This window comes from Citrobacter sp. Cpo061, from assembly GCF_030332845.1.
GTDB lineage: Bacteria > Pseudomonadota > Gammaproteobacteria > Enterobacterales > Enterobacteriaceae > Citrobacter > Citrobacter portucalensis.
Genome location: NZ_JAOWHB010000054.1, coordinates 36,215 through 58,147, shown reverse-complemented (window position 1 = coordinate 58,147; position 21,933 = coordinate 36,215). Strand labels below are relative to the sequence as shown.

Genomic DNA, 21,933 nt, shown 5'->3' with positions numbered 1-21,933 from the left:
AACATCATGAATCAATCTACGAACCCTTATGTCATGCTGCATGACGAGAAACGCTGTATCGGCTGTCAGGCATGTACGGTTGCCTGCAAAGTTCTGAATGATGTGCCAGAGGGATTTAGCCGTCTACAGGTGCAGATCCGTTCACCCGAACATGAACCCGAGGTGCTGTCCCACTTCCAGTTTGTTCGCGTTTCCTGTCAGCATTGTGAAGATGCGCCGTGTGTCAGCGTTTGTCCGACCGGTGCATCATTTCGCGACGAAAATGGCATTGTGCAAGTGGATAAGTCTCGCTGTATTGGCTGTGACTACTGCGTTGCCGCTTGTCCGTTCCATGTCCGTTATCTCAATCCGCAAACGGGAATTGCCGACAAATGTAACTTCTGCGCAGATACCCGACTCGAGAGCGGTCAATCGCCCGCCTGCGTTTCCGTTTGTCCGACGGATGCGCTGAAATTTGGTCGTCGTGACGATCCGGAAATTCAGCACTGGATAAATCAAAAAGAGGTTTATCGCCAGCAGGATACGCGTAGCGGTCCGGTGAGTGTTTATCGGCGTAAAGAGATCCATCAGGAGGGTAAAGCATGAATTCTATCTGGGGAGCAGAGCTTAACTATGCGCCGGACTACTGGCCGCTGTGGCTCATTTATGCAGGCGTTGTTGTTGTGCTGATGATTTCGGGCCTGGTTATGCACGCGCTGTTACGTCGGATGCTGGCACCCAAGACGGCAATCGGAGAAGAGCACCGGGATTACCTTTATTCTCTGGCAGTCCGCCGCTGGCACTGGGGTAATGCGCTGCTTTTTATCCTGCTTTTGCTGAGTGGCCTGTTTGGTCACTTCTCTCTCGGACCGGTGGCATTGATGGTGCAGGTACATACCTGGTGCGGTTTCGCCTTGTTGGCCTTCTGGGTTGGTTTTGTGCTAATCAACGCAACCAGCGGCAACGGTTGTCATTACCGGGTGAAGTTTAATGGGTTGATATCACGCTGCTTGTTGCAAACGCGCTTTTATCTGTATGGCATCATGAAGGGTGAACCACACCCGTTTGCCGCAACGGCAGAGAGTAAATTTAACCCGCTACAACAGCTGGCTTATCTGGCCATCATGTATGCGCTGGTTCCGCTGCTAATCATCACCGGGTTGTTATGCCTCTACCCGCAGGTGATAGGGGCAGGGCCTGTGATGCTGGTGCTGCATATGGTGTTGGCGATTGTCGGCTTACTGTTCATCTGTGCGCATATTTACCTGTGCACGCTGGGTGACACGCCGGGGCAAATTTTCCGCAGTATGATAGATGGCTATCATCGTCATCGTAGCCATCACGCAGAAACGGCACCGCGCAAAGGGTAACGCCAGACGCGGTCGATATCTGAAATCCTTTCCATACAGCAAGAAAATGTGCCTTATGTCACATTTTCTTGCAATTTATCCATGTTTGTTCGCCAGAACTTCCGTAAAAAGAACGGCTATTTCTCCATTTCCTGAGGACATGCTGTTGAAACGCCGTTTGTTTATTGCCGCTTCACTATTTGCGATGAGTTTTTCGCCCGCGTACGCGACCGACGTCGCCAGTTTCGCTCCACAGCCTCCGGCAATTAATGCCGGTGCGTGGGTATTAATGGATTACACCACGGGCCAAATCCTGACAGCCGGAAATGAACACCAGCAGCGCAACCCTGCCAGCCTGACCAAGCTGATGACCGGCTATGTTGTTGATCGCGCAATCGACAGCAAGCGTATTAGTCCGACAGATATTGTCACCGTAGGGCGCGATGCCTGGGCGAAAGATAATCCGGTATTCGTCGGTTCATCCTTAATGTTCCTGAAAGAAGGGGATCGCGTTTCTGTGCGCGATCTGAGTCGCGGGTTAATTGTTGATTCCGGTAATGATGCCTGTGTGGCGCTGGCGGATTACATCGCCGGAGGGCAGCCGCAGTTTGTCGCGATGATGAACAACTATGTGCAAAAGCTGAACCTGCGGGACACGCATTTTGAAACGGTACATGGTCTGGATGCGCCAGGTCAGCATAGCTCAGCTTACGATCTGGCCGTGCTGTCGAGAGCTATCATCCATGGAGAGCCGGATTTCTACCATATGTACAGTGAAAAAAGCCTTACCTGGAACGGAATCACGCAGCAAAACCGTAACGGTTTGTTGTGGGATAAAACTATGAACGTCGATGGTCTGAAGACAGGACATACCTCCGGCGCTGGATTCAACCTGATTGCTTCTGCCGTTGATGGGCAGCGCCGCCTGATTGCAGTTGTGATGGGGGCGGAGAGTGCGAAAGGGCGTGAAGACCAGGCGCGAAAATTGCTGCAATGGGGACAACAGAACTTCGATACCGTGCAGGTATTACGTAGCGGTAAGCAGGTTGGTATTGAACGGATCTGGTACGGCGATAAAGAAAAAATTAGCCTTGGCACAGAGCAGGATTTCTGGATGGCCCTGCCTAAAGCCGAAGTCGCTAATATCAAGGCAAAATATGTTCTTGATAAGAAAGAACTGGTTGCCCCCATTGCTGCCCATCAACGTGTGGGGGAAATTGAACTCTACGATCGGGATAAACTGGTGGCGCACTGGCCTCTGGTTACGCTGGAGTCTGTCAACGAAGGCGGCGTCTTCTCGCGTTTGAGCGATTACTTCCACCACAAGGCGTAGTTTTTCCTGATGTGCCTGACTGGCAAGAGTGCGAATCTGCTCACATAATAATCACTGATTCCTTGTGGCCGTCATACCTAAAAATTACACTGTATATAAATACAGTGTAATAACGGAGGTTATATGGAGTACGAGATAAAGCAGGTTGAGAAACGCATAATTGCCGGTTTCCATATGGTTGGACCGTGGGAACAAACGGTAAAGCAGGGTTTCGAGCAGTTAATGATGTGGGTCGACGGTAAGCAGATCGTACCGCTGGAATGGATAGCTGTTTATTACGACAATCCTGACGTTGTTCCGGCGGAAAAACTGCGTTGTGATACCGTGGTGTCTGTGCCTGAAGGTTTTGAGATCCCAGAAAACAGCGAGGGGGTGATCCAGACCGAACTGGCGGGGGGCGACTATGCTATCGCCGTTGCGCGCGTTGAAAATCATGACTTCGCGACGCCGTGGTATCAGTTCTTTGAACGCCTGCTGCAGGATTCGACGTATGCGATAGCCGCTAAACCTTGCTTTGAAGTTTATATGAACAATGGCATGGAGGACGGCTACTGGGACATTGAAATGTACGTGCCGGTACAGTCGAAGTAACTGTTTTTGGTGTAAATCAGGATGAATGTCCTGGTCATCAGGGTGATGTTTTCACTCAAAAAACAGGTACAATTCTGTTCTTTGCAATTCCCTGACGGAGTGCATGAGTGCGTGCAGATAAGTCACTGAGTCCTTTTGAAATTCGTTTGTATCGTCATTATCGTGTGGTGCATGGTGTTCGCATTGCGCTGGCGTTTCTTTTTACTTTTCTGTTGGTTCGCCTGTTGAACATTCCTGAAGGTACATGGCCTCTGATTACGTTGGTGGTAATTATGGGGCCTATTTCCTTTTGGGGGAACGTTGTCCCCAGAGCGTTTGAGCGTATTGGCGGGACAATTCTGGGTTCGGTACTTGGGCTGGTGGCTCTTCGTCTGGAACTCTTTTCACTTCCGCTAATGCTGATATGGTGCGCGGTGGCGATGTTTCTCTGCGGCTGGCTGGCACTGGGTAAAAAGCCGTATCAGGCGTTGCTGATTGGTATAACGCTTGCGGTCGTTGTGGGTGCCCCCGCTGGAGATATGAACACAGCGTTATGGCGCGGTGGCGATGTTATTCTGGGTTCATTACTGGCAATGCTGTTTACCGGTATCTGGCCGCAGCGGGCATTTATACACTGGCGAATTCAGCTGGCGCATTGCGTAACGGGGTACAATCGGGTGTATCAGGCTGCGCTATCTCCCAACCTGCTGGAGCAACCGCGACTGGAGAAGCATTTACAACAGCTTTTAAGTGATGTTGTCAAAATGCGTGGGCTCATCGTTCCTGCCAGCAAAGAAACCCGCATTCAAAGATCAATCTTTGAAGCTATTCAGACGGTTAATCGTAACCTGGTCTGCATGCTTGAGCTGCAAATCAATGCGCTCTGGGCCAGCCGTACAAGCCACTTTGTTATGTTGAATGCGCATACTTTGCGTGAAACACAGCTCAGGACACAACAGGCGCTACTGACGATAACCCACGCATTGTATGAAGGTAATCCACAACCGGTGCTTGCCAATACGGAAAAACTCAATGACACCGTGGTGGAGTTACGTCAGCTTATTGCTGAGCATAAGGGCGATAATGTCGCTGAAACGCCCATTCACGGCTACGTTTGGCTAAATATGGAAATGGCGCGACAGCTGGAGTTGCTCTCTCATTTGATCTGTCGCGCGCTGCGCAAATAAAGAGCAGATGAGGGGATTGGTTCTACTGCTGCTTCGATTCAGCAACGAATAGAGGTATGATACTGAAAAAGGCTAAAACCATTGGTAACTGCAATGGCTTTACCCTCGATAATTCAGGTTTCAACCATGCATGGTCGATGCAGATGCAACTTGAAGTATGGCGGGCATGAAAGTAATGTTGACCCACTTTAGCCGTTGTTTTAACGAATCCGAATCTCACATTATCAGGGGTGTAAAAATGGAAACTACCAAGCCTTCTTTCCAGGACGTGCTGGAATTTGTTCGTCTGTTCCGTCGTAAAAACAAACTGCAACGTGAAATCCAGGACGTTGAGAAAAAGATCCGTGACAACCAGAAACGTGTTCTGCTGCTGGACAACCTGAGCGACTACATCAAGCCTGGAATGAGCGTGGAAGCGATTCAGGGCATTATCGCCAGCATGAAAAGCGATTATGAAGATCGTGTTGATGATTACATCATCAAAAACGCTGAGATCTCTAAAGAGCGCCGCGACATCTCTAAAAAGCTGAAAGCGATGGGCGAAGTGAAAAACGGCGAAGCGAAAGCCGAGTAACGATTTTATGCTTGTCCGGGTCGCTGCTTAGCGGCGGCCCTTATTGCAGTTCGACCCCGCCAGTTACCATCCGCAACAAATGCTGTTCCGGCCAGTGTTCCGTCAATTTTTTCTGCTTCAGCATCCATTTAATGTAGTCCACATCATGACGCTTTCTGTCGAGCATCAGACCGACTACGCTGCCACTGTGCGCAACGTTGACACCGTATAAATCACATTCTTCTACCAGCGCTAAAAGTGAATCAAAATTTGGTTTAGGTAACAGCAACTGGCTGGCGATCGCGCTCAGCGTGGCGGCTTCACCCATCCGATAAGGATTTTGACTGATACAGGCTTCCTGTACCTTTTCCCATGCGCGTTTCAGCGCTGGAGCGCCTGCCAGTAACCCTGACTGGCGTGGAGTACGGTGATAATCAGCAGTAAGCAAGGTTTCCGGACTTTCGAGAACCAGCAGATCGAGTTGAGGCTGGGCTTCACAGGCAATTTGCGTGGAGGCGTCGTTATGATCGAACAGCGTAAGCTGGCGGAAAACGGTGCTGTCGGTAGGTTCCAGCGAAACGCAAAGCTGCGCCAGAGTGGATTCGTCTAGCTGATGACCCAGATACTGCGCCGTGGCGATTGCCGTGGCGGCGATATCCGCTGTGCTGCTGGCCATCCCTTTAGCGACAGGAATGGTTGACTGGACATCAATTCGAATATCCTGACTCATTTGTGCCGGGTATTGCCAGTGCAGCAATAACCTCTCAACCATCGCCCGCGAAAGTGGACGTTCATCTGTCAGCGGTGAACCTGAAGTGACCTCAACGGTGCTATACCATTCAACCGGGCAGGAGACCAATTTCTCACTGCCCAGAATCCAGCCCTGGATAAGTTCTCCGCACGATGCGGGACATTGCGCAACAGCCACGTCTTCACCTATGTGATCAGAAATCTTCGGCGCATAGTGTCATGGCGATCGCGCTATTACCATGATTTGCCGCAATTTGCGGTGCGGCAGTATTATGCAGGAATGCCCAATGTCACAGTTTCAGATATCGCTAAACGCATAACGTCTTGCGCAATCATCAGCTCTTCATTGGTATTAATCACCGCCACTTTGACCATCGCATTTTCCGTCTGAATGAAGGTGGCATTACGCTGATTTTTTTCCTCATCAACGGCCAGCCCCAGGAAATTCAGATTACGACAAATCGCAGCGCGCGCCCGTGCGGAGTTTTCGCCAATACCACCGGTAAACACCAGGGCATCCAGACCGCCCATCTGCATAATATAGCTACCAATGGTGGCACGAATGCGCTCAGCAAAAAGCGTCAACGCCAGCGCCGCCTGGTGATTGCCCGTATCTGCGGCATGTTCAACGTCGCGGTAGTCAGGGGAGATGCCAGAAACACCGAGCAATCCGGACTCATTGTTGAGCAATTGGTTGAGCTGCTGCGGTGTTTTGCCTTCTCGCAGGGCAATCCACGGTAAAATGGACGGATCGATATCGCCACTTCGCGTGCCCATCATCACGCCAGACTGCGGCGTAAAGCCCATTGACGTATTCACCGATTGTCCGCCTTTGATGGCGCAGATGCTGCTGCCGTTGCCCAGATGACAACAAACAACGCGCAGGGCGCTGAGTGGTACACCCAGTTTTTCAGCAAGCTGTGAGCTAACGTATTTGTGGCTGGTACCATGAAAACCATAGCGACGAATACCCAACTCTGCATAGTAACGCCAGGGCAGGGGATAGATGAAAGAAGGCTCATCAAGCGTTTGATGAAAGGCGGTGTCGAACACCGCAACGGCTGGTGTTTTGGGCAATAGCTGGCGGAATACCGCGATCCCCAACGCATTTACCGGGTTATGCAGAGGGGCCAGTTCCGCGAGTCGCTCGATTTCTGCGAGCGTTTCATCAGTTACCAGCGCAGAGTCTTTAAAGGATTCCCCGCCGTGCGCGACGCGATGGCCCACGCCGTCGATCTCTTCCAGACTGCTGATAATGTGGTGGTTGAGCAGTTTTTCCAGGAGCAACGTTACGGCTTCACGGTGATCGGCTACGGGCAAAGTCTCCTGCCATTTCTGCGCTGGTGTTTTTAGGGTGACCTGCGCATCAGACAAACCGATACGTTCAATCAACCCCTGACAGATCATTTCACCCTGCGGCATCGCAAGTAGTTGAAATTTAAGCGAGGAACTACCTGCATTAATGGCCATTATTTTGTGAGACATGAAGGTTCCTTTGCATTCAGAAAAATGAACATCTCATCGACCCCAGTATTCTCCAGCGCGCTGGTGACAAATACTTTTTGCGCACCAGCCTGAACTAACCAACTCTCCACAAGAGAAATACGCTGCGGATTGGCTAAATCGGCTTTGGTAACGAGGCCAATAACGGGTCGGTTCATTGGTCCGGTAAAACCGGGAGAAAATGGTGACCACGGCGCGTCAGCATTGAGTACCAGCGCAATAATGTCTGCTTCACAGGCGCTGACCAGCAGCGCACTGTACAGGCAGCGGTTCTCAAGATATTCACCCGGTGTGTCTATTGTCGTAGGAGACCAGACTATGGCCTGAGTTTTCTGGTAGTGAAGCGCTTCTCCCCGCATGCACTGTGTGAGCGATGTTTTACCGCACTGGCTGGGGCCAATTAGCATGATACGTTTCATGAGATTACGTCCGAGTGATGGGACACGCGGTAAAACGCATCATTTCGCCCAGCGTTCGGGTTACCTGTTTCAGCGCGTACTCAACGGCGGAAACATCACCCGTCAGAACCACCGCACCGGTAAACCTGTCGAGAAAACCAATCTCTACCGCCCCGGATTTCGTGGCGATATCGCAGGCGATAATTGAGGCTTCGCTGGGGGTTATCGTCAAAATCCCGATTGCGGATACTGAATCCTGTAATCCCAGCTTCTTGAACAAATCTTTACCTGGATTAGCAATAAGATGCGCCAGCGTGACCTGTTTGCCAGGTACATATTCCTGAATCATTCGATCCGTGGTGGGTTGTCTTTCCATTATCCCTCCACCATTTGTCGCCACATGCTTTCATGCGGGCGAGGTATGACCGAGCGGTAAACCAGCAGGCCTTTTTCACCCGCACTTTCACTGGCAACCGTCACTGCGTTATTCACATCGGATACATCGCCAGCAACGACCATGTAGCACTTGCCGCCAATACCAAATGCCATATGGACGCGTACCAGCGTGACGTTGGAGGCTTTAACCGCCCGGTCGGCGGCGCAGATGCAGGCAGCAACGCTCCATGTTTCGACAATACCAACAGCCTGACGCTTATCCACGCTGTTTAGTCCGCTGATTGCGGGGAGTACGCTGGCATGAATGTTGGGGAGTACCAGACTGTCAACGAGCATATCGCCAGCAAGAGATGTTCCAGTGGCAATCGCCTGTTGTACGGCACCTACGTCACCACCGAGCATGAGTAGAAATTTTCCCGGGCAGATGGTCTTGCTGACCAGTAAATTCACATTCGCGCTTTTTAACATGGCATCACCAGCTTCCATCCCTTTGGCAATGCTGGTGAGTTCTAAAATCCCTATAGCCTGAGACATGATTAACCTCTAATTACCGTGATAGATTGCTCAGTGATTTCGCTGACAATACCGTCAATGCTGGCGTGAACAGGCGCACCTAATGCACCGGACGGCACATCGGCAACGCATTGACCGCGAACAACGCGTTCGCCTTGTTCTACACATGGGATGGCGCTGGCACCAATATGCTGGCGTAACAACAGCGTCGTTTTATCTGTGGAATAATCATTCTCAGCCAGTGGCGCATCGTGATACCAGTCGCTAAGACCCAGTTTGGTAATAAGGCGCTTAACCGGGATCAACCGGTATTTCGCCATTTCATCCTCAGGATTTAGCGGCCCTTCATAACGATGGTTGAGCGCCCGCAGCTCGCGTTTCAGCATACGGTTGATGCGCATCGGTGAAATCCCAACCGGGCAGGCTACGCTTTCACACACATTGCATTCTGAACAGGTCAGGGCGGTGAGCAGCAGCTGTGGTGTGGCCGCCTGCTGATAATTAACCGCACGAACCAACAGGTGCGGGGATAATTCATGGCCGATCAAATGCCTTGGGCACAAATCCGTACACAAACGGCACTGCTCGCAAACGGTTTTTGCTACAGAAAGCACGGTGCGTTCATCCTGCATCCGCCGCTGAATTAACGCATGAGACTTAGGCAAAACCAGCAGGCCCCCGGTGGTCTTGCTTACGGGGGTATCCAGTGAAGTAATCAGGCCGCCCATCATCGGACCACCGTTAATAAAGCCGGGATCGTCAACGGTTGCGCCACCGGTCAGCGCCAGAACGTCACGTAAAGACATTCCGATAGGGACAGTGAGTGTGATGGGACTGGCGACTGCACCGTTAACGGTCAGGGTGCGACGCGTAACGGGGTACTGCTGCTCAACTGCTCTGGCGATGTTGAGCACGGTCTGAACGTTATTGACCACCACACCGACGCTGACCGGCAGCGCGGCAGGCGGAACTCTCCGACCTGTTGCCATCCAGATGGTCAGAACCTCGTCACCAGCCGGGTAGACATCAGGCAAAATATGTAAGCGGATCCCGGCAGGTAGAAGGGGGGTTAATGCATTGATAGCACCTTGGTATTTCTCCTTGAGCGCAATAATTCCGGCACTGGCTCCCGTCGCCGTCATGGCATATTGAACGCCGCGGATAAGTCGCTCAGCCTGGACGGCCATCAACTGCTGGTCAACTTTCAGCATTGGCTCACATTCAGCCGCATTGACCAGAAAGGTATCGACCTGCGCCTGTAATTTTACGTGAGTAGGAAAGCCTGCGCCTCCGGCTCCGACAACACCCGCTGCGCGAACGCGTTCGCGAATGGTCTGTGCATCATAAAGCGTGGACTCTGCCGTCATGGCTGTCTTCATAATAATTCCTCAAGCAGTTCCTGCATGGCACTGGCATCGGCAACACGAGGATTGGTTTGCAGCGTGACGTCAGCCAGCGCGGCCTGAACCATCGATGGGATACGTTGTGACCAGACTTGCTTTCCGTCTTTAAGCGCGTCAACGAAAGAAGGTAACGCACACTGTTTTTTGAGAAGCTCAATTTGATGAATGAGCGCATTCAGCGCAGCCGTATCGTTCGCATTATCCGGGCATAAATGGCAGGCTTTAGCAAAACGGGCATAGCGCTTCGCAGCTCGCGGATCGCGGGCATTAAAATAAATGACATGGGTCAGCAGCAGCGCATTGGCAAGTCCATGCGGCAGATGAAACTGACCACCCAATTGATGGGCAATCGCATGATTGATCCCCAGTCCAGCCTGACTAAATGCCATTCCCGCGAGCGTTGATGCATTGTGCATTTTCCCCCGCGTTGCCAGACAGTCGCCTTTGCTGACGGCGACAGGCAGGTACTGGAAGACGATTTGAGCCGCTTTTTCAGCCAGTGCGTCTGTGAAGTCGCTGGCCTTCGTGGACACGTAAGCCTCCAGTGCATGCGTTAACACGTCCATGCCGGTATTCGCGGTGATGGCAGGTGGTACGCTGACAACCAACGTTGGATCAAGGATGGCCATGTCCGGGTAAAGTGCATTATTAAACAATGGATATTTAATGCCTTTATCCGGATCGCTAATCACGCAGGCACTGGTTACCTCGGAGCCTGTGCCGCTGGTGGTGGGAATTGCGACACAGGTTTCAATTTCAATACCGAACTGTCGGCTGAACCAGGCGATGGCTTTTGCGGCGTCCAGTGCTGAGCCGCCACCAAAACCCATCACGACGTCTGGTTGTAGGGACTGCATTTGTGCAATCCCTTGAACTACCGTGCCGATGGTGGGATCGGGGGTGATATCGCTGAAAATGCTGATGCGGTTATCCGCTGGCAGAGCGTTGCGCAGCTTTTCAATCAGGGGAGAACGCGCGAGAAAACCATCGCAGATAATCCAGATATGCTTATTCGTGAAGCGCTTGAGCACATCCAGACTTCCCTGGCCGCTGTACAATCGAGTTTGCAGTGAAAAGCTTTTCATAACGGCCCCATTAGCGAATAGAAAAACCGTTTGTCAGCACGCAACGACGAGAGCGTGCGAAAGTGCGCGCAGATGTTGTTCCTTCACCGGTTGGCGTCGCAATAGTGAAGGTTGTAAAACCTTCACCACCAACGCCGATCCCGGCGTAAGAGGGGCCATTTTTCACAAAGATGGAGGTCTGAAGCGTGCGCGCGGCAAGGTTCAAACGTGACACATTTTGCGAATGCATAATGGCGGTGTGATGCAATCCCTCTTCAACTTTCAGGGCCAACGTTAATGCACTGTCAAAATCGCTCACCGTTACGACGGGGAGCATTGGCATCAATTGCTCGCTGGTAACCCACGGGTCGTCAGCCTTGACGATGCCTGTCAGTAATCGAGGTACTTTTGCCGGAACCGGTATTCCTGCTGCTTCCAGTAAGGTTGCCGGGCTTTTACCCACCAGTTTTTTATTGGCTATGCCTTCTGGTAGACAGACAGCGCGCAGTTTGTCTACCTCTTCGCTATTGAGAAGCATCGCACCAAAAGACTGCATCTGTTGAACCAGTCGTTCGGCAACGGCATCAACAACAATCAGGCTCTTCTCAGCGATGCAGGGGAGGTTGTAATCAAAGGATGCGCCATTGATGATATCCTCTGCCGCCTTAACCAGGTCGGCCGTTTCATCAACAATGCAGGGTGGATTTCCTGCGCCTGCGCCGATGACTTTTTTCCCGCTTTTCATGCCCATAGCAACAATGCCTGGGCCACCGGTAATCGCGAGAACTGCGATTTTAGGGTGCGCCATCATCTGCTGGGTAGCCTCAAAGGTGGGTTCTGTGACCGTAACGACAAGATTACGAATTCCGCAGCAACGGAAAGCAATATCTTCAATCATGGCAATCAGCTTGAGTGAAACCTTTTTGGCACCCGGATGCGGACTGAAGTAAACGCTATTCCCTGCCGCCAGCATGCTGATGCTGTTGTTAATAATGGTCTCTGTCGGGTTAGTACTGGGGGCGACAGAACCAATCACGCCAAATGGGGAATACTCGAATAACACCATGCCGCCGTCACCGGTTAACGCCGTGGTAGTGAGATCTTCGATTCCTGGAGTGTTGTCCAGCGCGGCTTTATTTTTAAGGAACTTATCCTCTTTGTTGCCCATTCCTGTTTCAGCTGCGCTCTCAGCGGCCAGTGAAGCAAGATGAGGCGTCAGTTCTTCGCGTAGGGCGTTTATGATGGCGCTGCGGGTTTTCAATGGACATTGCTGGTAACGCAGAAAAGCCTGATGCGCTGCATCGATAGCTTCGCCAACGGACGGAAAAATACCGTTACCCTGAACTTCTGCTTTTGCCGGGGCGAGTTGCTCACTCAAAATGTTACGAATAAGGGTTTCAAGTTCTGAAGTATTCATTGATGTGTTCTCACGTTAATCGCCGCAATGGCCGTTTCTGCAATGTCCATATCCTGTTCAACGCTTCCTCCGCTGATGCCAAGACCCCCGAGGAGTAAACCCTCACGCCATAATGCGTATCCGCCACCGAAGGTGACGACTTTTCCCTGCATATGGCTTTCCAGACCGTAAAGCGCAGCGCCGGGTTGCACTGCCGATGTCAGCTCATGTGTGGCGGTTTTCATCGCCACGGCAGTCCAGGCTTTTTTGGGTGCCAGTTCGCTACTCACGAGTAAAGCGTCAGGCATGCGCCAGGCCACCATTTGGGTTCCGTTGGCATCAACAATGCTAATGACGACCGGAACCTGAAGTTCTTCTGCTCTCGTCACCGCAGCGCGAGTGAGTTGGTGGAGCTCCTGAAAAGACAGAGACATAGTCGGCTCCTTTATGGCTGGTGCTTGAACGGCAGCGAGATAGCGCTCAGCCACTTTCTGAATGATGTCGTTTTGATGGGCGTCATGATCTTCTGCTCGTGCAAGCGCATATAAGCAGTCGGACAGGCGATTGATATAACGCATCAGCACGTGTCTGACGGATATATCGGTGGAGAGCTCGACCAGTCGTCTCTCTGCGCGGCGTGCCAGCGTACGGGCAAAGTGCAGTCGGCTGGCGGCTTCGCTGCGGCCAGGTAGAATAAAGCTGCGCAGGGGCGGTACTCTTCCCATTGCGGTATCGATGGCAGCTTCCAGTGCCGCAATTTCTTCTGAGCTGATGTAGCGCTGCTCTGGCGTTGGTTCTTCGCTTTCGCTTGCCAGTTCGGCGCTGAACCAAAAAAGCTGCAGCTGGATATTTTCAAGTAACTGCCGGTGCTGCGGGGTTTTCGCTGCACAAACGCACAGACTTAGCGCCGCATTCAGTTCGTCCAGCGTACCGTAGGCTTCCACGCGTGGATGCGTTTTGCTCACGCGCTGTCCGGTAAAGAGGGCTGTTGTTCCGGCATCACCAGTGCGGGTATAAATCGCCATAGTTCCTCCTAACGAGAAAGCGTGTCGACAATGCCGACGATAGCCAGATCGATGGCCTCATTAGGGCCAGAAAAAACGTGTCTGGCGCTGGATCCGCTGCTGAGTAATACCAGTTCGCCGGTCCCTGCGCCGACAGAATCAACAGCGACTTCATCTCCACTCACAGGGGATGCAGGAAGCTCTCCGTCAGCACTTACCCGACGTACCAGCAACAGTTTTTTTCCCACCAGTGATGGGGATTTTTGCGTGGAAACCACAACGCCTGTAACCCGGGCCAGATGCATAGCTCACTCCTGCTTAATTAGTTGGACATTTCGCAGACTGACAGCTTCCTGAGCCAGAGCCGTCACAACACACCGACGGCGCAACACCAGTACGCCATCCCTTAATTGGGCGACGTCGGCATAGCTGAGAAGCTTCTCAGGATGCAAAAAGATGATTCGTCCCCGTTCGTCATTGAACTCCAGCGGCAGACGTGCGAGTTTTTTCACGGGGATTGCGGGTAACAATCGGTGTTGTAGTGAAATTTTCACGCGGACTCCGCATGCCAGCGCGTCGTGAATCTTTCCCACCGACATGTTGGCTGGGCAGCCTTCGGCAATTTGTTCCAGTAATGGCAGATCCACTTGCTGGAGATGGAGCGACGAGTACTGGCAGCATACTGTCCGTGAATCGATTTCCCGTAACTGCGCGACGCTAAGAGTGAGCGTGCTTTCCGCGCGTTTTTTTAATCGGGAAACAACCTCCTCGATAATGCGTTGCAGCAGTTCGTTGTTCATCGTGAGGTCACCAGTGTGGCGAATGCCTGGGGATTATCAGCGCCTGCAGCATTGGCTTCGTCTGTATCAATATGCATTTCGAGGCGCATATCCGGCGAAACGCGTACGGCGACGTTATCGAAAATCAGTCGACGTTCATCGCCATTAATGGCGACCGAGACTTTATCACCATGGGAAACCCGCAGAATCAGAGCATCGAGCGGCGACATATGGATATGCCGTTGGGCGACGATCACCCCAGATGCTAAGTCCAGTTCAGCAAATGGGCTGACGAGACGAACACCGGGTGTGCCCTGAATATTGCCCGACATCCGCAGCGGAGCAGCAATTCCCAACGTGCGGGCGTCGGTACGAGAAATTTCGACCTGGCTGGTACTGCGCAGCGGGCCGAGTAAACGCACATTTTTTAACTGGCCTTTTGGCCCCACCAGCGTGACAGTCTGCTCTGCTGCATATTGTCCTGGCTGCAACAGCCCTTTTTTCTCACTAATGGGGTGATTGGGAAACAAGCGACCGTAATCTTCAGCGCACAGATGAATATGACGATTAGAGATCCCCAGCGGAATCGGGCGCTCGCGCATTTCATCCAGAACCTTAGCGACAGTGGTCTCCAGTTGCTGTTTATCCATTACGCTTCACCTCGTTTGCCAGAGTGAAGACAAAGCGTGCGCGGCTCGCCTTTTTGGCGAGGGCAGGCAGGATCAAGACACAAATTGCAGCTAATCAACTCTGCATCTTGCGGTGCTTCGGGTACATCATGGTCTACAAATATCTCTTCATGCGCTACGGCTGGTATGGGTTCGGGCGTTGGCTCAGGCTCCAGGACAACGCTATGCGACAGGATCCCATCCCCGGGTCTGGAAATGACTTTGTGAGCCACCAGTCCATCTCGCTGGTCAGCGAAACTGACACCGGTGGAAATGGCCGCCTGGACGGAGGCCACATCCCCGATTATCTTGATCACCGTCCAGCCTGAGCCGTTGGTTTTTTCGAGGCCCACCAGCGTGATGGAGGCGGCTTTCGCCATGACGTCCGCGCAACTGATGGCTAATGCCAGACCACTAACTTCAAGTAATCCCAGTGATTGCTTCACGCTGTGCTCCTTGGTTGCAACGACTTATGCGGATTTAGGTAAAATGGCTTCAACGTCGCTGTGCGGACGCGGGATAACGTGGCAGGATTTCACCTCACCAACGGCGCTTGCGGCTGCGCTTCCAGCATCTACGGCTGCTTTCACTGCGCCGACATCACCGCGAACCATAACGGTGATAAGGCCAGAGCCGATTTTTTCGTAACCAACCAACTGCACGTTTGCGGATTTCACCATGGCATCAGCGGCTTCAATAGCGCCGACAAGCCCTTTTGTTTCAACCAGTCCCAGTGCGTTATTCATACTGCTTTTCTCCTGTGGGTTATGAGTGGCATTCCCGGAACGGAATGCCTTTAACCAGCCGCGCAGCGTTGTTACCAATGCTGCGGCGATCGTGGCTATTTTGTTGATACGTCAGCGTAAAAAGTGGTGCTGATGTGGGTAAGTTTTTGTAGTGCACGACCAGTTTTTCGCGGCTACAGCCAATACCGACCAGCAATGGAGACTGGCAGGCGGCCAACCATGCGTTGTGGATAACGTCAGTTGAGCTACTCTCCTGAATTACAAAGGGGATCCCTTCTTCTTCAATACCCAGCAGTACGTCATTCCAGACGTCAGCACAGTCAGCACTGGTAAAGATAACGATGGCTGGGGTGGTGAGATTACTTTCCATGAGCGAATGCCTTATGCCAGGAGAGAATCAGTCCTGTCGCAACCGCATTGCGCGGACCTTCGGTACCACGAATGTTGCCGCGCCCGGCAACCAGTCGATAATGCGCCAGAGCATCGGTGACCAGCTGTGGAACTTCAAAATCCAGAGATGAGCCGCCAACCAGCACCACAAAGGGAATATCCCGAATGTTCCCGGTCGGACTGACCTGACGTAGCGCTCTGAGTGCGTTAGTAACGAAAACGCGCTCCTTGGCGCTTCGACGAATGGCCCGTACTTTCTCCAGCGCCAGTTCACCAGGCAGTGGCACCAGTTCATCGGGTTTCACTACGCACACGCGCGCAAAAACCGTTGGTGGGAGTGGCGTAGGGAAGAACTGAACGCTGCCGTCTTCGTGGCGAAGGTGGAACAAGCTCTCAACTTTCGCCAACGGATACTTTTTAATCTCTTCAGCGAGGTAACGGTCATCCAGACCCAGTTCACGGGCAATGATCATCGTGACCATATCGCCTGCGCCTGCCAGGTGCGTGGCAATAATTTCGCCCTTAGGATTGATGATAGAAGCGTCGGTTGAACCCGCGCCGAGATCCAGAATAGCCAGTGGTCGTGTTGTGCCCGGAGTTGTTAAGGCTCCCAGAATGGCAGCTTCGGCTTCGGCCCCGCCAACCTGGACGTCAATGTTGAACTTTTGCTTGATCTCCTGGGCAATCATCGCCATTTGCAGGCGGTCTGATTTCACCATGGAGGCTATGCCGACAGCCTGCTCCAGCGAGAACTCACCGGCAAGTCCACCCGTCACACTGACGGGAACCGAGGTATCGACCGCCAGCAGGTCCTGAATAAAAATTTCATGACTGGGTTTGTTGGTTAATTCAGCCATCGTCTGGCGCACATGCTCCAGCATGCCGCCAATATTGGTGCCAGCTTCTCCGGTAACGTTATCCAGTTTCGGGCATTCACCAACCGCTTTCATAATCGCTTCGGCGCCCGCGGCAACGTCGACCCGTACGGTACGACCCTGAGACTGTAGCTCCAGATTTCCGGCAGGAATCGCTCGCGCTTTCACATCACCTGACGGCGTTTTCACCACCACGGCTGAACGGTTGCCGATCAGCGCCCGTGCCATCGGAACAATGTTTTTAGTCTCATCGGCATTGAGGCCAAAGACAGTTGCAATGCCGTAGGGGTTAGAAAGGGTTTCAATGACCTTTCCTGGTACAGCGACCTCAATGGCAGCCAGCATCCCCAACGGGATACGGTCGATATGAAGGACTTCATCGACGATGGGCAGGGGATGAGTCAGACGATTACTGACCAACACTCCGTCGTCCTGCTGCAAAATAACGCCAGTCAACTGGTATCCAGCACGGACGGAGGCATTAATCATCGTAGCGACATCGGCGAAATCAAATGCCGATGACACCACCAGAATATAGGGCGTATCCGCCGGGCGACTGAGAAGGTCTTCCGGCGTAATAGTGACGCCCACGCCTAACCCGACGCCGCCCGGTGTTTTAGGGTTATGGCCGATCATGGTGGATTCAGTGATGATGGTTTCGGTTATTGTTTCCATCGCCACGTCGCCAATGACCGGGGTGGCTTCGTTAATACGGATGAGCGAAATATCGCTGACATTGATACTGGCGTTTTTTGCCGCCAGCGTAAGGGCCTCCTGAATGCCAAACACATTACGTAATGTGCCCTTAATTCCGGTGGTTTCTGCCAGCGCGCTGCCGGTGATGCTCAGTACGCCAGACTCATCCAGAGTAGCCAGAGCGACCTCCGTTGATGAGTTGCCTATGTCAATGCCAGCTATATATCGCATGATCCTTTCCCTGAGTTAGTCGTCGCCTTTGAGTTTTTTACGCTCAACGTACAGCGCTGCCGCTTCACGAACGAAAGCTGCACAGATTTTTGCCTGATAACGATTTTCGAGATCGTCGGCGATAGCCATCAGCTCATCTTTTGTTGAGCGGTACGGGCGCAGCGCGTTGTAGATCTCAAGAATGCGATCGTCAGGAACAGCGGTTAGCTCGGCTGCACGCTCGAAGTTCATCGCCAGCCTGTCACGTCCGGCATCTTTGGCGATTTCCGCCTGCAGGCGCAGTGTTTCAGGGGTGATGCGCATGTCCTGCGCGGTCACTTTGTTGCTCAGAACATTTTCAAGCGTGAAGTCGTCCAGCGTTTTGTTGGTCGCAGTTTTTACCCACTCAGGATGTTTATTCGCGAGAGGGTAATCCGTGACTTTCGCGGTATGTGCTGATGAACTCGCCGCGGGCGGAGTCGCAGACTCGCCTTGCAGGCTGTTCATCCGGCTCAACACATCCCGAACCATCGATTCAATTGCGTCGGTATTCATGGAGGTATCCTTTATCAAAGCGCCACGCGCAGTTCCTGCGGGTTTTTGCCTGTCACAACGTATTTGGTCTCTTTAATGTGCAGAATGGCTGATTTCGCCTGGTACTTAGGACGGGCCATCTGGTCATTCAGAGTAGGGACCGGTTGCGGAGATTCACGCTTGGCATAACGCGCGGCGTTTTTACCGATCTGACGATAGGTTTCCAGCGTCAGAAGCGGTGCCTGAGGGAACAGCTCCAGGTTTGAAAGCGGCGGTAACCCCTGCTGGTGGATAACCGTGGTACCTTTTGACTGGATGCCGATAGAGATCCCGGAACCGCTCAGACGGTTCCCCTCAACGGCGACAAACGCCACATCGGAGGATTTAAAGCAGCGGATAACGCGCGCTTTAATGCCTTCTTCTTCAATACCGGCAATCACTTCGCGCAAGATATTCTTATGCGGGATACCTACGATATTGACGGTTTGCGAGAGCCCGAACGCCGGCCCTACGGCAATAATCACTTCGTCCTGTTGCTGGCCTTGTTTGGCTTCACCAATCTCGGTCAGAAAGCTGTCTCCCTGTGTCGCCGCAGCCTGAGGTGCGCTTGCCGCTGTAGATGCGCGGAAAGAGACGGGTTTGTCGCTGGTCTGCATTTCAGACAACACATCTTCAATTATCTGGCGCAGTAGTTTTTCATTAATTTCCATTTTTCACCCCTTAGCCAAGCTCGTTGGGATCAAGTGCGCCAGGGATGTTTTTGATTTCTTCCCAGCGTTCGCCCTGCAGGCGATAACCTGTTGCCGGACCGGCGTAGTCGTTAACATCATTGACAGCGGATAGCACCTGTCCGTCGCCAACGATAATGGCGGAGGTATGCAGGTAATCCCCGGTTAACTTGGCTTTCTGGATGTTGAGCATGTCCTGAGCGACATCGGTAAATCCGCCCTGAGCAAGGGCTTTCACCACTTCCAGACCGTTACGGTTTTTATTGATGATCTCTTGTGCAAACTTGATGTCTTCAACGATGTTACGTTCCGGCATATCTTTCGAACCGTGGGCGTAGGTCGCAGCTTCCACTTCTTCATCAGTGATTGGTGGTAATCCCATCCCGGCAAAGACGGCCTGCAGCGCACGTGCCGCTTTGTTACGAATGGCGATAACATCTTCTTCGCGAACCGGGCGCAGACCACCGTCTACTTTCAGGTCACGCTGGAGAACGTTGTAGTCGTCAAAATCTTCAGCATCTTCGTTCGAACCCGCAAACATGTTGTCGTAGTTCGGCACCGCGGAATAACCAGAAGAAATGAAGTCAGTACCCGGCAGGAACTGCATCAGCAGGCGCGCAGTACGACGCATATCCGAGTGGGTAAAGGTTTGGTCGTTGCTGGAGGCGCATTCCAGATCCAGAGAGGAACAAATCAGGTTTTCAGCCAACACTGCACGAATGCCTGACGGCACGGCGGAAGGGACACCGATGCAGCTTACTGAACCGTTTTGCAGGCCCTGTACACCCGCAGCTTTGGTGATGTAAATGCAGCGGGCTTCCAGATAAAGCATTGATTTGCCTTCGGCGTAACCCATTTGAACTTCTGAGCCAGAGCCGGAGGTAAAGCGCATTTTCAGACCACGGGAAGCATAGGACGAGGCGAGGAAGCCTTTCGACCATGGCGTGTCATCGCCGTCGGTAAAGACGGGTTCAGTACCATAGACGGAGATGGTTTCCGCGTAGCAGGTGTGGCCTAGCATGCCGAGTTTAAGTTCGGTAGCTTCTTCCAGCGAGCACTGGGTTAATACGCCCGGGCGTCCAACCTGTGAGCCGACTAACAGCGCAATGGCGTTAAATGGCGCATAACGTGCAACGGCAACGGTTGTTTCCTGTTCGTCAAACCCGCGCCATGCGCCTTCAGCGGCATCAGCGGCAATCTGCACCGGGTTATCTTTGACGTTAGTGACGTGCGCTTGTTGAGAGGGTGTACGACGAGCACGCATTTTCTGCATCGCCATCATCATCTCAACGACGTTCATATGGGACACCACTTCGACAATTTTTGCCGGCGTCATTGCGGTGGTCAGCGGCACAATGTCTTTGCGCTTCACGTTAGGGTCGCAAAGCATATTGGCCAGTTTGACCGAGTCCATCGCCATGACCTCTTCAGCGCGCGCCAGGTTAATGCCATAGCGGGCAATGAAATGGTCGATTAAGTCAAATTCACTGGCGGATTTACCGTCCAGTTCAGTGACTGTACCGTTGACGATTTTAATCGACGGTTTGGGGTCGTTCGGGCTTTCCATCGCAATGAAGCCTTCTTCGATCCACTCCTTAACGAAACCATCCTGATTCACAGGGCGCTTCGCCAGTGCTTCAAATCTTTTCGATCTCATGAATCAGCCTCACTGATATCAGATGTAGGACGGACGATCGTTTTTCGGCTCTGAGCCGAGGGTCCCGAGTACGGTTTTACCGATTTCACGGGCGGAGATAACGGCCTGACGAACAGCGCCAGAGTCACCCGAAATAACCAGAATGGCTTCGTTACTGAAGCTGGTGCCATGGGCAGGGGAGCTGTAGGCCACAACTTCCACGTTGGCGGATTTCAGGGCCGTATCGGCCATCAGGACACCAACGGATGCTGGCGCGCCGACGATAACGCCACAGGCACGGCCAATCGGTGCGCCAAAGGCTTTTTCCAGCGCGTAGCTGGCGCGTGCGGTGTACTGCATTTCGATGTGCCCGGCTTCGTTGGCATAAACATCGCCAAAGGTGCGATCCAGTTCTTTCAGTGCGACTTCAATGCCGCGTTTCACGTCGGAAACATCGTTGCCGCCAAGAATAATCAGCGAACCATGACCTGCGCCGCCTTTGGTATCACGTGGTAACTCAATACTGACGACTTCAGTATTGGTGGCTTTTACCGCTTCATCGGCGGCCATGATGTGCGGGCCTGCGCCAGTACGGGCGCCAAGGATGCCAATGGAGCGATACCGTTTTTCAAGTTTCATCGCGTCCAGTAGGGCGCTGTCTACGTTGGCGATTACCAGACCGACGGTGTCGCCAATCGCGGTACCGACAAACTCCGTTAAACTGCAGCTTTTCTCTGCCATAGCCGTTTCTCGTGTTGGAGGATTATTTTCAGGGATAGCCTGCTGTTCCGGCGTTGCCACGCGAGCAATCACCTGCGCCATGATCTGTTCAACCAGCTCATTGCTGCTCATTAGCTAATTCCCTTCGGTAAGATTTTTTCTACATCGGTATGCGGGCGTGGGATGACGTGTACGGCTTTCACTTCTCCCACATTACGGGCTGCGGCGGCACCTGCATCTGTTGCTGCTTTGACTGCGCCGACATCGCCACGGACAATGACTGTTACCAGCCCCGAACCAATTTTTTCGTAGCCGACCAGCATTACATTGGCTGACTTCACCATTGCATCTGCGGCCTCTATGGCTGCAGTTAAGCCTTTGGTTTCTACCATTCCTAACGCTTCTTGTTGCATAAAGACCTCGCCTGGGTTGTCCCGATTTTCATGACTATAAAAAGAAGCGAGGAAAAAGAATGGCTGAGTTGAAAGTAAGAGTGAAAAAATAGTGGGGTTATGGTGAGATAAAATTGCTATATGTCATCATAACAATTTGT

At 52.5% G+C, this 21,933-nt stretch carries 27 protein-coding genes; 6 read left to right on the top strand and 21 right to left on the bottom strand.

Annotation, left to right across the window (positions count from 1 at the left end; all coding sequences use genetic code 11):
• The first annotated feature begins 6 nt into the window (after positions 1 to 6).
• The 6 genes from phsB to OGX97_RS20525 all read left to right on the top strand — a co-directional run bounded on the left by phsB (position 7) and on the right by OGX97_RS20525 (position 4,992).
• A complete protein-coding gene (phsB, locus tag OGX97_RS20550; protein ID WP_003834185.1) occupies positions 7 to 585 on the top strand; it encodes a thiosulfate reductase electron transport protein PhsB in 579 nt (192 codons plus the stop codon).
• A complete protein-coding gene (gene phsC / locus OGX97_RS20545) occupies positions 582 to 1,349 on the top strand; it encodes a thiosulfate reductase cytochrome B subunit (protein WP_218659141.1) in 768 nt (255 codons plus the stop codon). The genes phsB and phsC overlap by 4 nt, the downstream gene beginning before the upstream one ends.
• 139 nt (positions 1,350 to 1,488) lie before the next feature.
• Complete coding sequence (dacD, locus tag OGX97_RS20540) at positions 1,489 to 2,661, top strand: serine-type D-Ala-D-Ala carboxypeptidase DacD (protein ID WP_032941959.1); 1,173 nt, start codon at positions 1,489 to 1,491, stop codon at positions 2,659 to 2,661.
• Between the two features lie 123 nt (positions 2,662 to 2,784).
• Positions 2,785 to 3,252 (top strand): DNA gyrase inhibitor SbmC, encoded by a 468-nt coding sequence (sbmC, locus tag OGX97_RS20535; RefSeq protein WP_008785156.1) that lies wholly within the window; start codon positions 2,785 to 2,787, stop codon positions 3,250 to 3,252.
• Between the two features lie 107 nt (positions 3,253 to 3,359).
• Positions 3,360 to 4,418 (top strand): FUSC family protein, encoded by a 1,059-nt coding sequence (locus OGX97_RS20530; protein ID WP_204192300.1) that lies wholly within the window; start codon positions 3,360 to 3,362, stop codon positions 4,416 to 4,418.
• Between the two features lie 238 nt (positions 4,419 to 4,656).
• Positions 4,657 to 4,992: a DUF496 family protein gene (locus OGX97_RS20525; RefSeq protein WP_003834176.1), complete on the top strand. Its 336-nt coding sequence runs from the start codon at positions 4,657 to 4,659 to the stop codon at positions 4,990 to 4,992.
• A 40-nt stretch (positions 4,993 to 5,032) separates the two neighbouring features.
• Here OGX97_RS20525 and OGX97_RS20520 read toward each other — a convergent pair whose 3' ends face one another.
• The 21 genes from OGX97_RS20520 to pduA form a co-directional block, all read right to left on the bottom strand.
• A complete protein-coding gene (locus tag OGX97_RS20520; protein ID WP_032943903.1) occupies positions 5,033 to 5,899 on the bottom strand; it encodes a GHMP family kinase ATP-binding protein in 867 nt (288 codons plus the stop codon).
• A 92-nt stretch (positions 5,900 to 5,991) separates the two neighbouring features.
• Positions 5,992 to 7,206, bottom strand: coding sequence for an acetate/propionate family kinase (locus OGX97_RS20515; RefSeq protein ID WP_192465669.1), 1,215 nt, complete (start codon positions 7,204 to 7,206; stop codon positions 5,992 to 5,994).
• Complete coding sequence (gene pduV / locus OGX97_RS20510; protein ID WP_125363437.1) at positions 7,191 to 7,643, bottom strand: propanediol utilization protein PduV; 453 nt, start codon at positions 7,641 to 7,643, stop codon at positions 7,191 to 7,193. The genes OGX97_RS20515 and pduV overlap by 16 nt, the downstream gene beginning before the upstream one ends.
• A 4-nt stretch (positions 7,644 to 7,647) precedes the next feature.
• Positions 7,648 to 7,998 carry a propanediol utilization microcompartment protein PduU gene (gene pduU / locus OGX97_RS20505; RefSeq protein ID WP_032939586.1) on the bottom strand — a complete coding sequence of 117 codons (351 nt, stop codon included), beginning with the start codon at positions 7,996 to 7,998 and terminating at the stop codon, positions 7,648 to 7,650.
• Entirely contained in the window at positions 7,998 to 8,552 is a 555-nt protein-coding gene (gene pduT / locus OGX97_RS20500) for a propanediol utilization microcompartment protein PduT (RefSeq protein WP_003030201.1), read from the bottom strand. The genes pduU and pduT overlap by 1 nt, the downstream gene beginning before the upstream one ends.
• A 2-nt stretch (positions 8,553 to 8,554) precedes the next feature.
• Positions 8,555 to 9,910 carry a cobalamin reductase PduS gene (gene pduS, locus OGX97_RS20495; RefSeq protein WP_279850761.1) on the bottom strand — a complete coding sequence of 452 codons (1,356 nt, stop codon included), beginning with the start codon at positions 9,908 to 9,910 and terminating at the stop codon, positions 8,555 to 8,557.
• The gene (locus OGX97_RS20490) at positions 9,907 to 11,019 is read right to left on the bottom strand and encodes a 1-propanol dehydrogenase PduQ (RefSeq protein WP_279850762.1); all 1,113 of its coding nucleotides are present in this window, start codon (positions 11,017 to 11,019) and stop codon (positions 9,907 to 9,909) included. The genes pduS and OGX97_RS20490 overlap by 4 nt, the downstream gene beginning before the upstream one ends.
• Positions 11,020 to 11,029: 10 nt before the next feature.
• Positions 11,030 to 12,415, bottom strand: a complete 1,386-nt coding sequence (gene pduP / locus OGX97_RS20485) for a CoA-acylating propionaldehyde dehydrogenase PduP (RefSeq protein WP_008785148.1) — start codon at positions 12,413 to 12,415, stop codon at positions 11,030 to 11,032.
• On the bottom strand, positions 12,412 to 13,419 hold the full coding sequence (gene pduO, locus OGX97_RS20480; RefSeq protein ID WP_057067510.1) for a two-domain cob(I)yrinic acid a,c-diamide adenosyltransferase PduO: 1,008 nt from the start codon (positions 13,417 to 13,419) through the stop codon (positions 12,412 to 12,414). Before pduO ends, pduP begins: the two co-directional genes overlap by 4 nt.
• A gap of 8 nt (positions 13,420 to 13,427) precedes the next feature.
• Positions 13,428 to 13,703: a EutN/CcmL family microcompartment protein gene (locus OGX97_RS20475; protein WP_003030211.1), complete on the bottom strand. Its 276-nt coding sequence runs from the start codon at positions 13,701 to 13,703 to the stop codon at positions 13,428 to 13,430.
• A gap of 3 nt (positions 13,704 to 13,706) precedes the next feature.
• On the bottom strand, positions 13,707 to 14,198 hold the full coding sequence (gene pduM / locus OGX97_RS20470; protein ID WP_008785146.1) for a microcompartment protein PduM: 492 nt from the start codon (positions 14,196 to 14,198) through the stop codon (positions 13,707 to 13,709).
• Positions 14,195 to 14,827 carry a phosphate propanoyltransferase gene (locus OGX97_RS20465; protein WP_008785145.1) on the bottom strand — a complete coding sequence of 211 codons (633 nt, stop codon included), beginning with the start codon at positions 14,825 to 14,827 and terminating at the stop codon, positions 14,195 to 14,197. The genes pduM and OGX97_RS20465 overlap by 4 nt, the downstream gene beginning before the upstream one ends.
• A complete protein-coding gene (locus OGX97_RS20460; RefSeq protein ID WP_048235096.1) occupies positions 14,827 to 15,291 on the bottom strand; it encodes a BMC domain-containing protein in 465 nt (154 codons plus the stop codon). The genes OGX97_RS20465 and OGX97_RS20460 overlap by 1 nt, the downstream gene beginning before the upstream one ends.
• 24 nt (positions 15,292 to 15,315) lie before the next feature.
• Positions 15,316 to 15,591 carry a propanediol utilization microcompartment protein PduJ gene (gene pduJ / locus OGX97_RS20455; protein ID WP_001057752.1) on the bottom strand — a complete coding sequence of 92 codons (276 nt, stop codon included), beginning with the start codon at positions 15,589 to 15,591 and terminating at the stop codon, positions 15,316 to 15,318.
• A gap of 19 nt (positions 15,592 to 15,610) precedes the next feature.
• Entirely contained in the window at positions 15,611 to 15,961 is a 351-nt protein-coding gene (locus OGX97_RS20450; RefSeq protein WP_003834139.1) for a glycerol dehydratase reactivase beta/small subunit family protein, read from the bottom strand.
• On the bottom strand, positions 15,951 to 17,783 hold the full coding sequence (locus tag OGX97_RS20445; protein WP_057067511.1) for a diol dehydratase reactivase subunit alpha: 1,833 nt from the start codon (positions 17,781 to 17,783) through the stop codon (positions 15,951 to 15,953). The genes OGX97_RS20450 and OGX97_RS20445 overlap by 11 nt, the downstream gene beginning before the upstream one ends.
• A 15-nt stretch (positions 17,784 to 17,798) precedes the next feature.
• Complete coding sequence (gene pduE / locus OGX97_RS20440; protein WP_003030243.1) at positions 17,799 to 18,317, bottom strand: propanediol dehydratase small subunit PduE; 519 nt, start codon at positions 18,315 to 18,317, stop codon at positions 17,799 to 17,801.
• 14 nt (positions 18,318 to 18,331) lie between these two features.
• Complete coding sequence (pduD, locus tag OGX97_RS20435; protein ID WP_003834131.1) at positions 18,332 to 19,006, bottom strand: propanediol dehydratase medium subunit PduD; 675 nt, start codon at positions 19,004 to 19,006, stop codon at positions 18,332 to 18,334.
• Positions 19,007 to 19,016: 10 nt separating this feature from the next.
• Complete coding sequence (pduC, locus tag OGX97_RS20430) at positions 19,017 to 20,681, bottom strand: propanediol dehydratase large subunit PduC (RefSeq protein ID WP_003030249.1); 1,665 nt, start codon at positions 20,679 to 20,681, stop codon at positions 19,017 to 19,019.
• Between the two features lie 18 nt (positions 20,682 to 20,699).
• Positions 20,700 to 21,512, bottom strand: a complete 813-nt coding sequence (gene pduB, locus OGX97_RS20425; RefSeq protein ID WP_003834129.1) for a propanediol utilization microcompartment protein PduB — start codon at positions 21,510 to 21,512, stop codon at positions 20,700 to 20,702.
• Positions 21,512 to 21,793, bottom strand: coding sequence for a propanediol utilization microcompartment protein PduA (pduA, locus tag OGX97_RS20420; RefSeq protein WP_003030255.1), 282 nt, complete (start codon positions 21,791 to 21,793; stop codon positions 21,512 to 21,514). The genes pduB and pduA overlap by 1 nt, the downstream gene beginning before the upstream one ends.
• Positions 21,794 to 21,933: the final 140 nt, after the last annotated feature.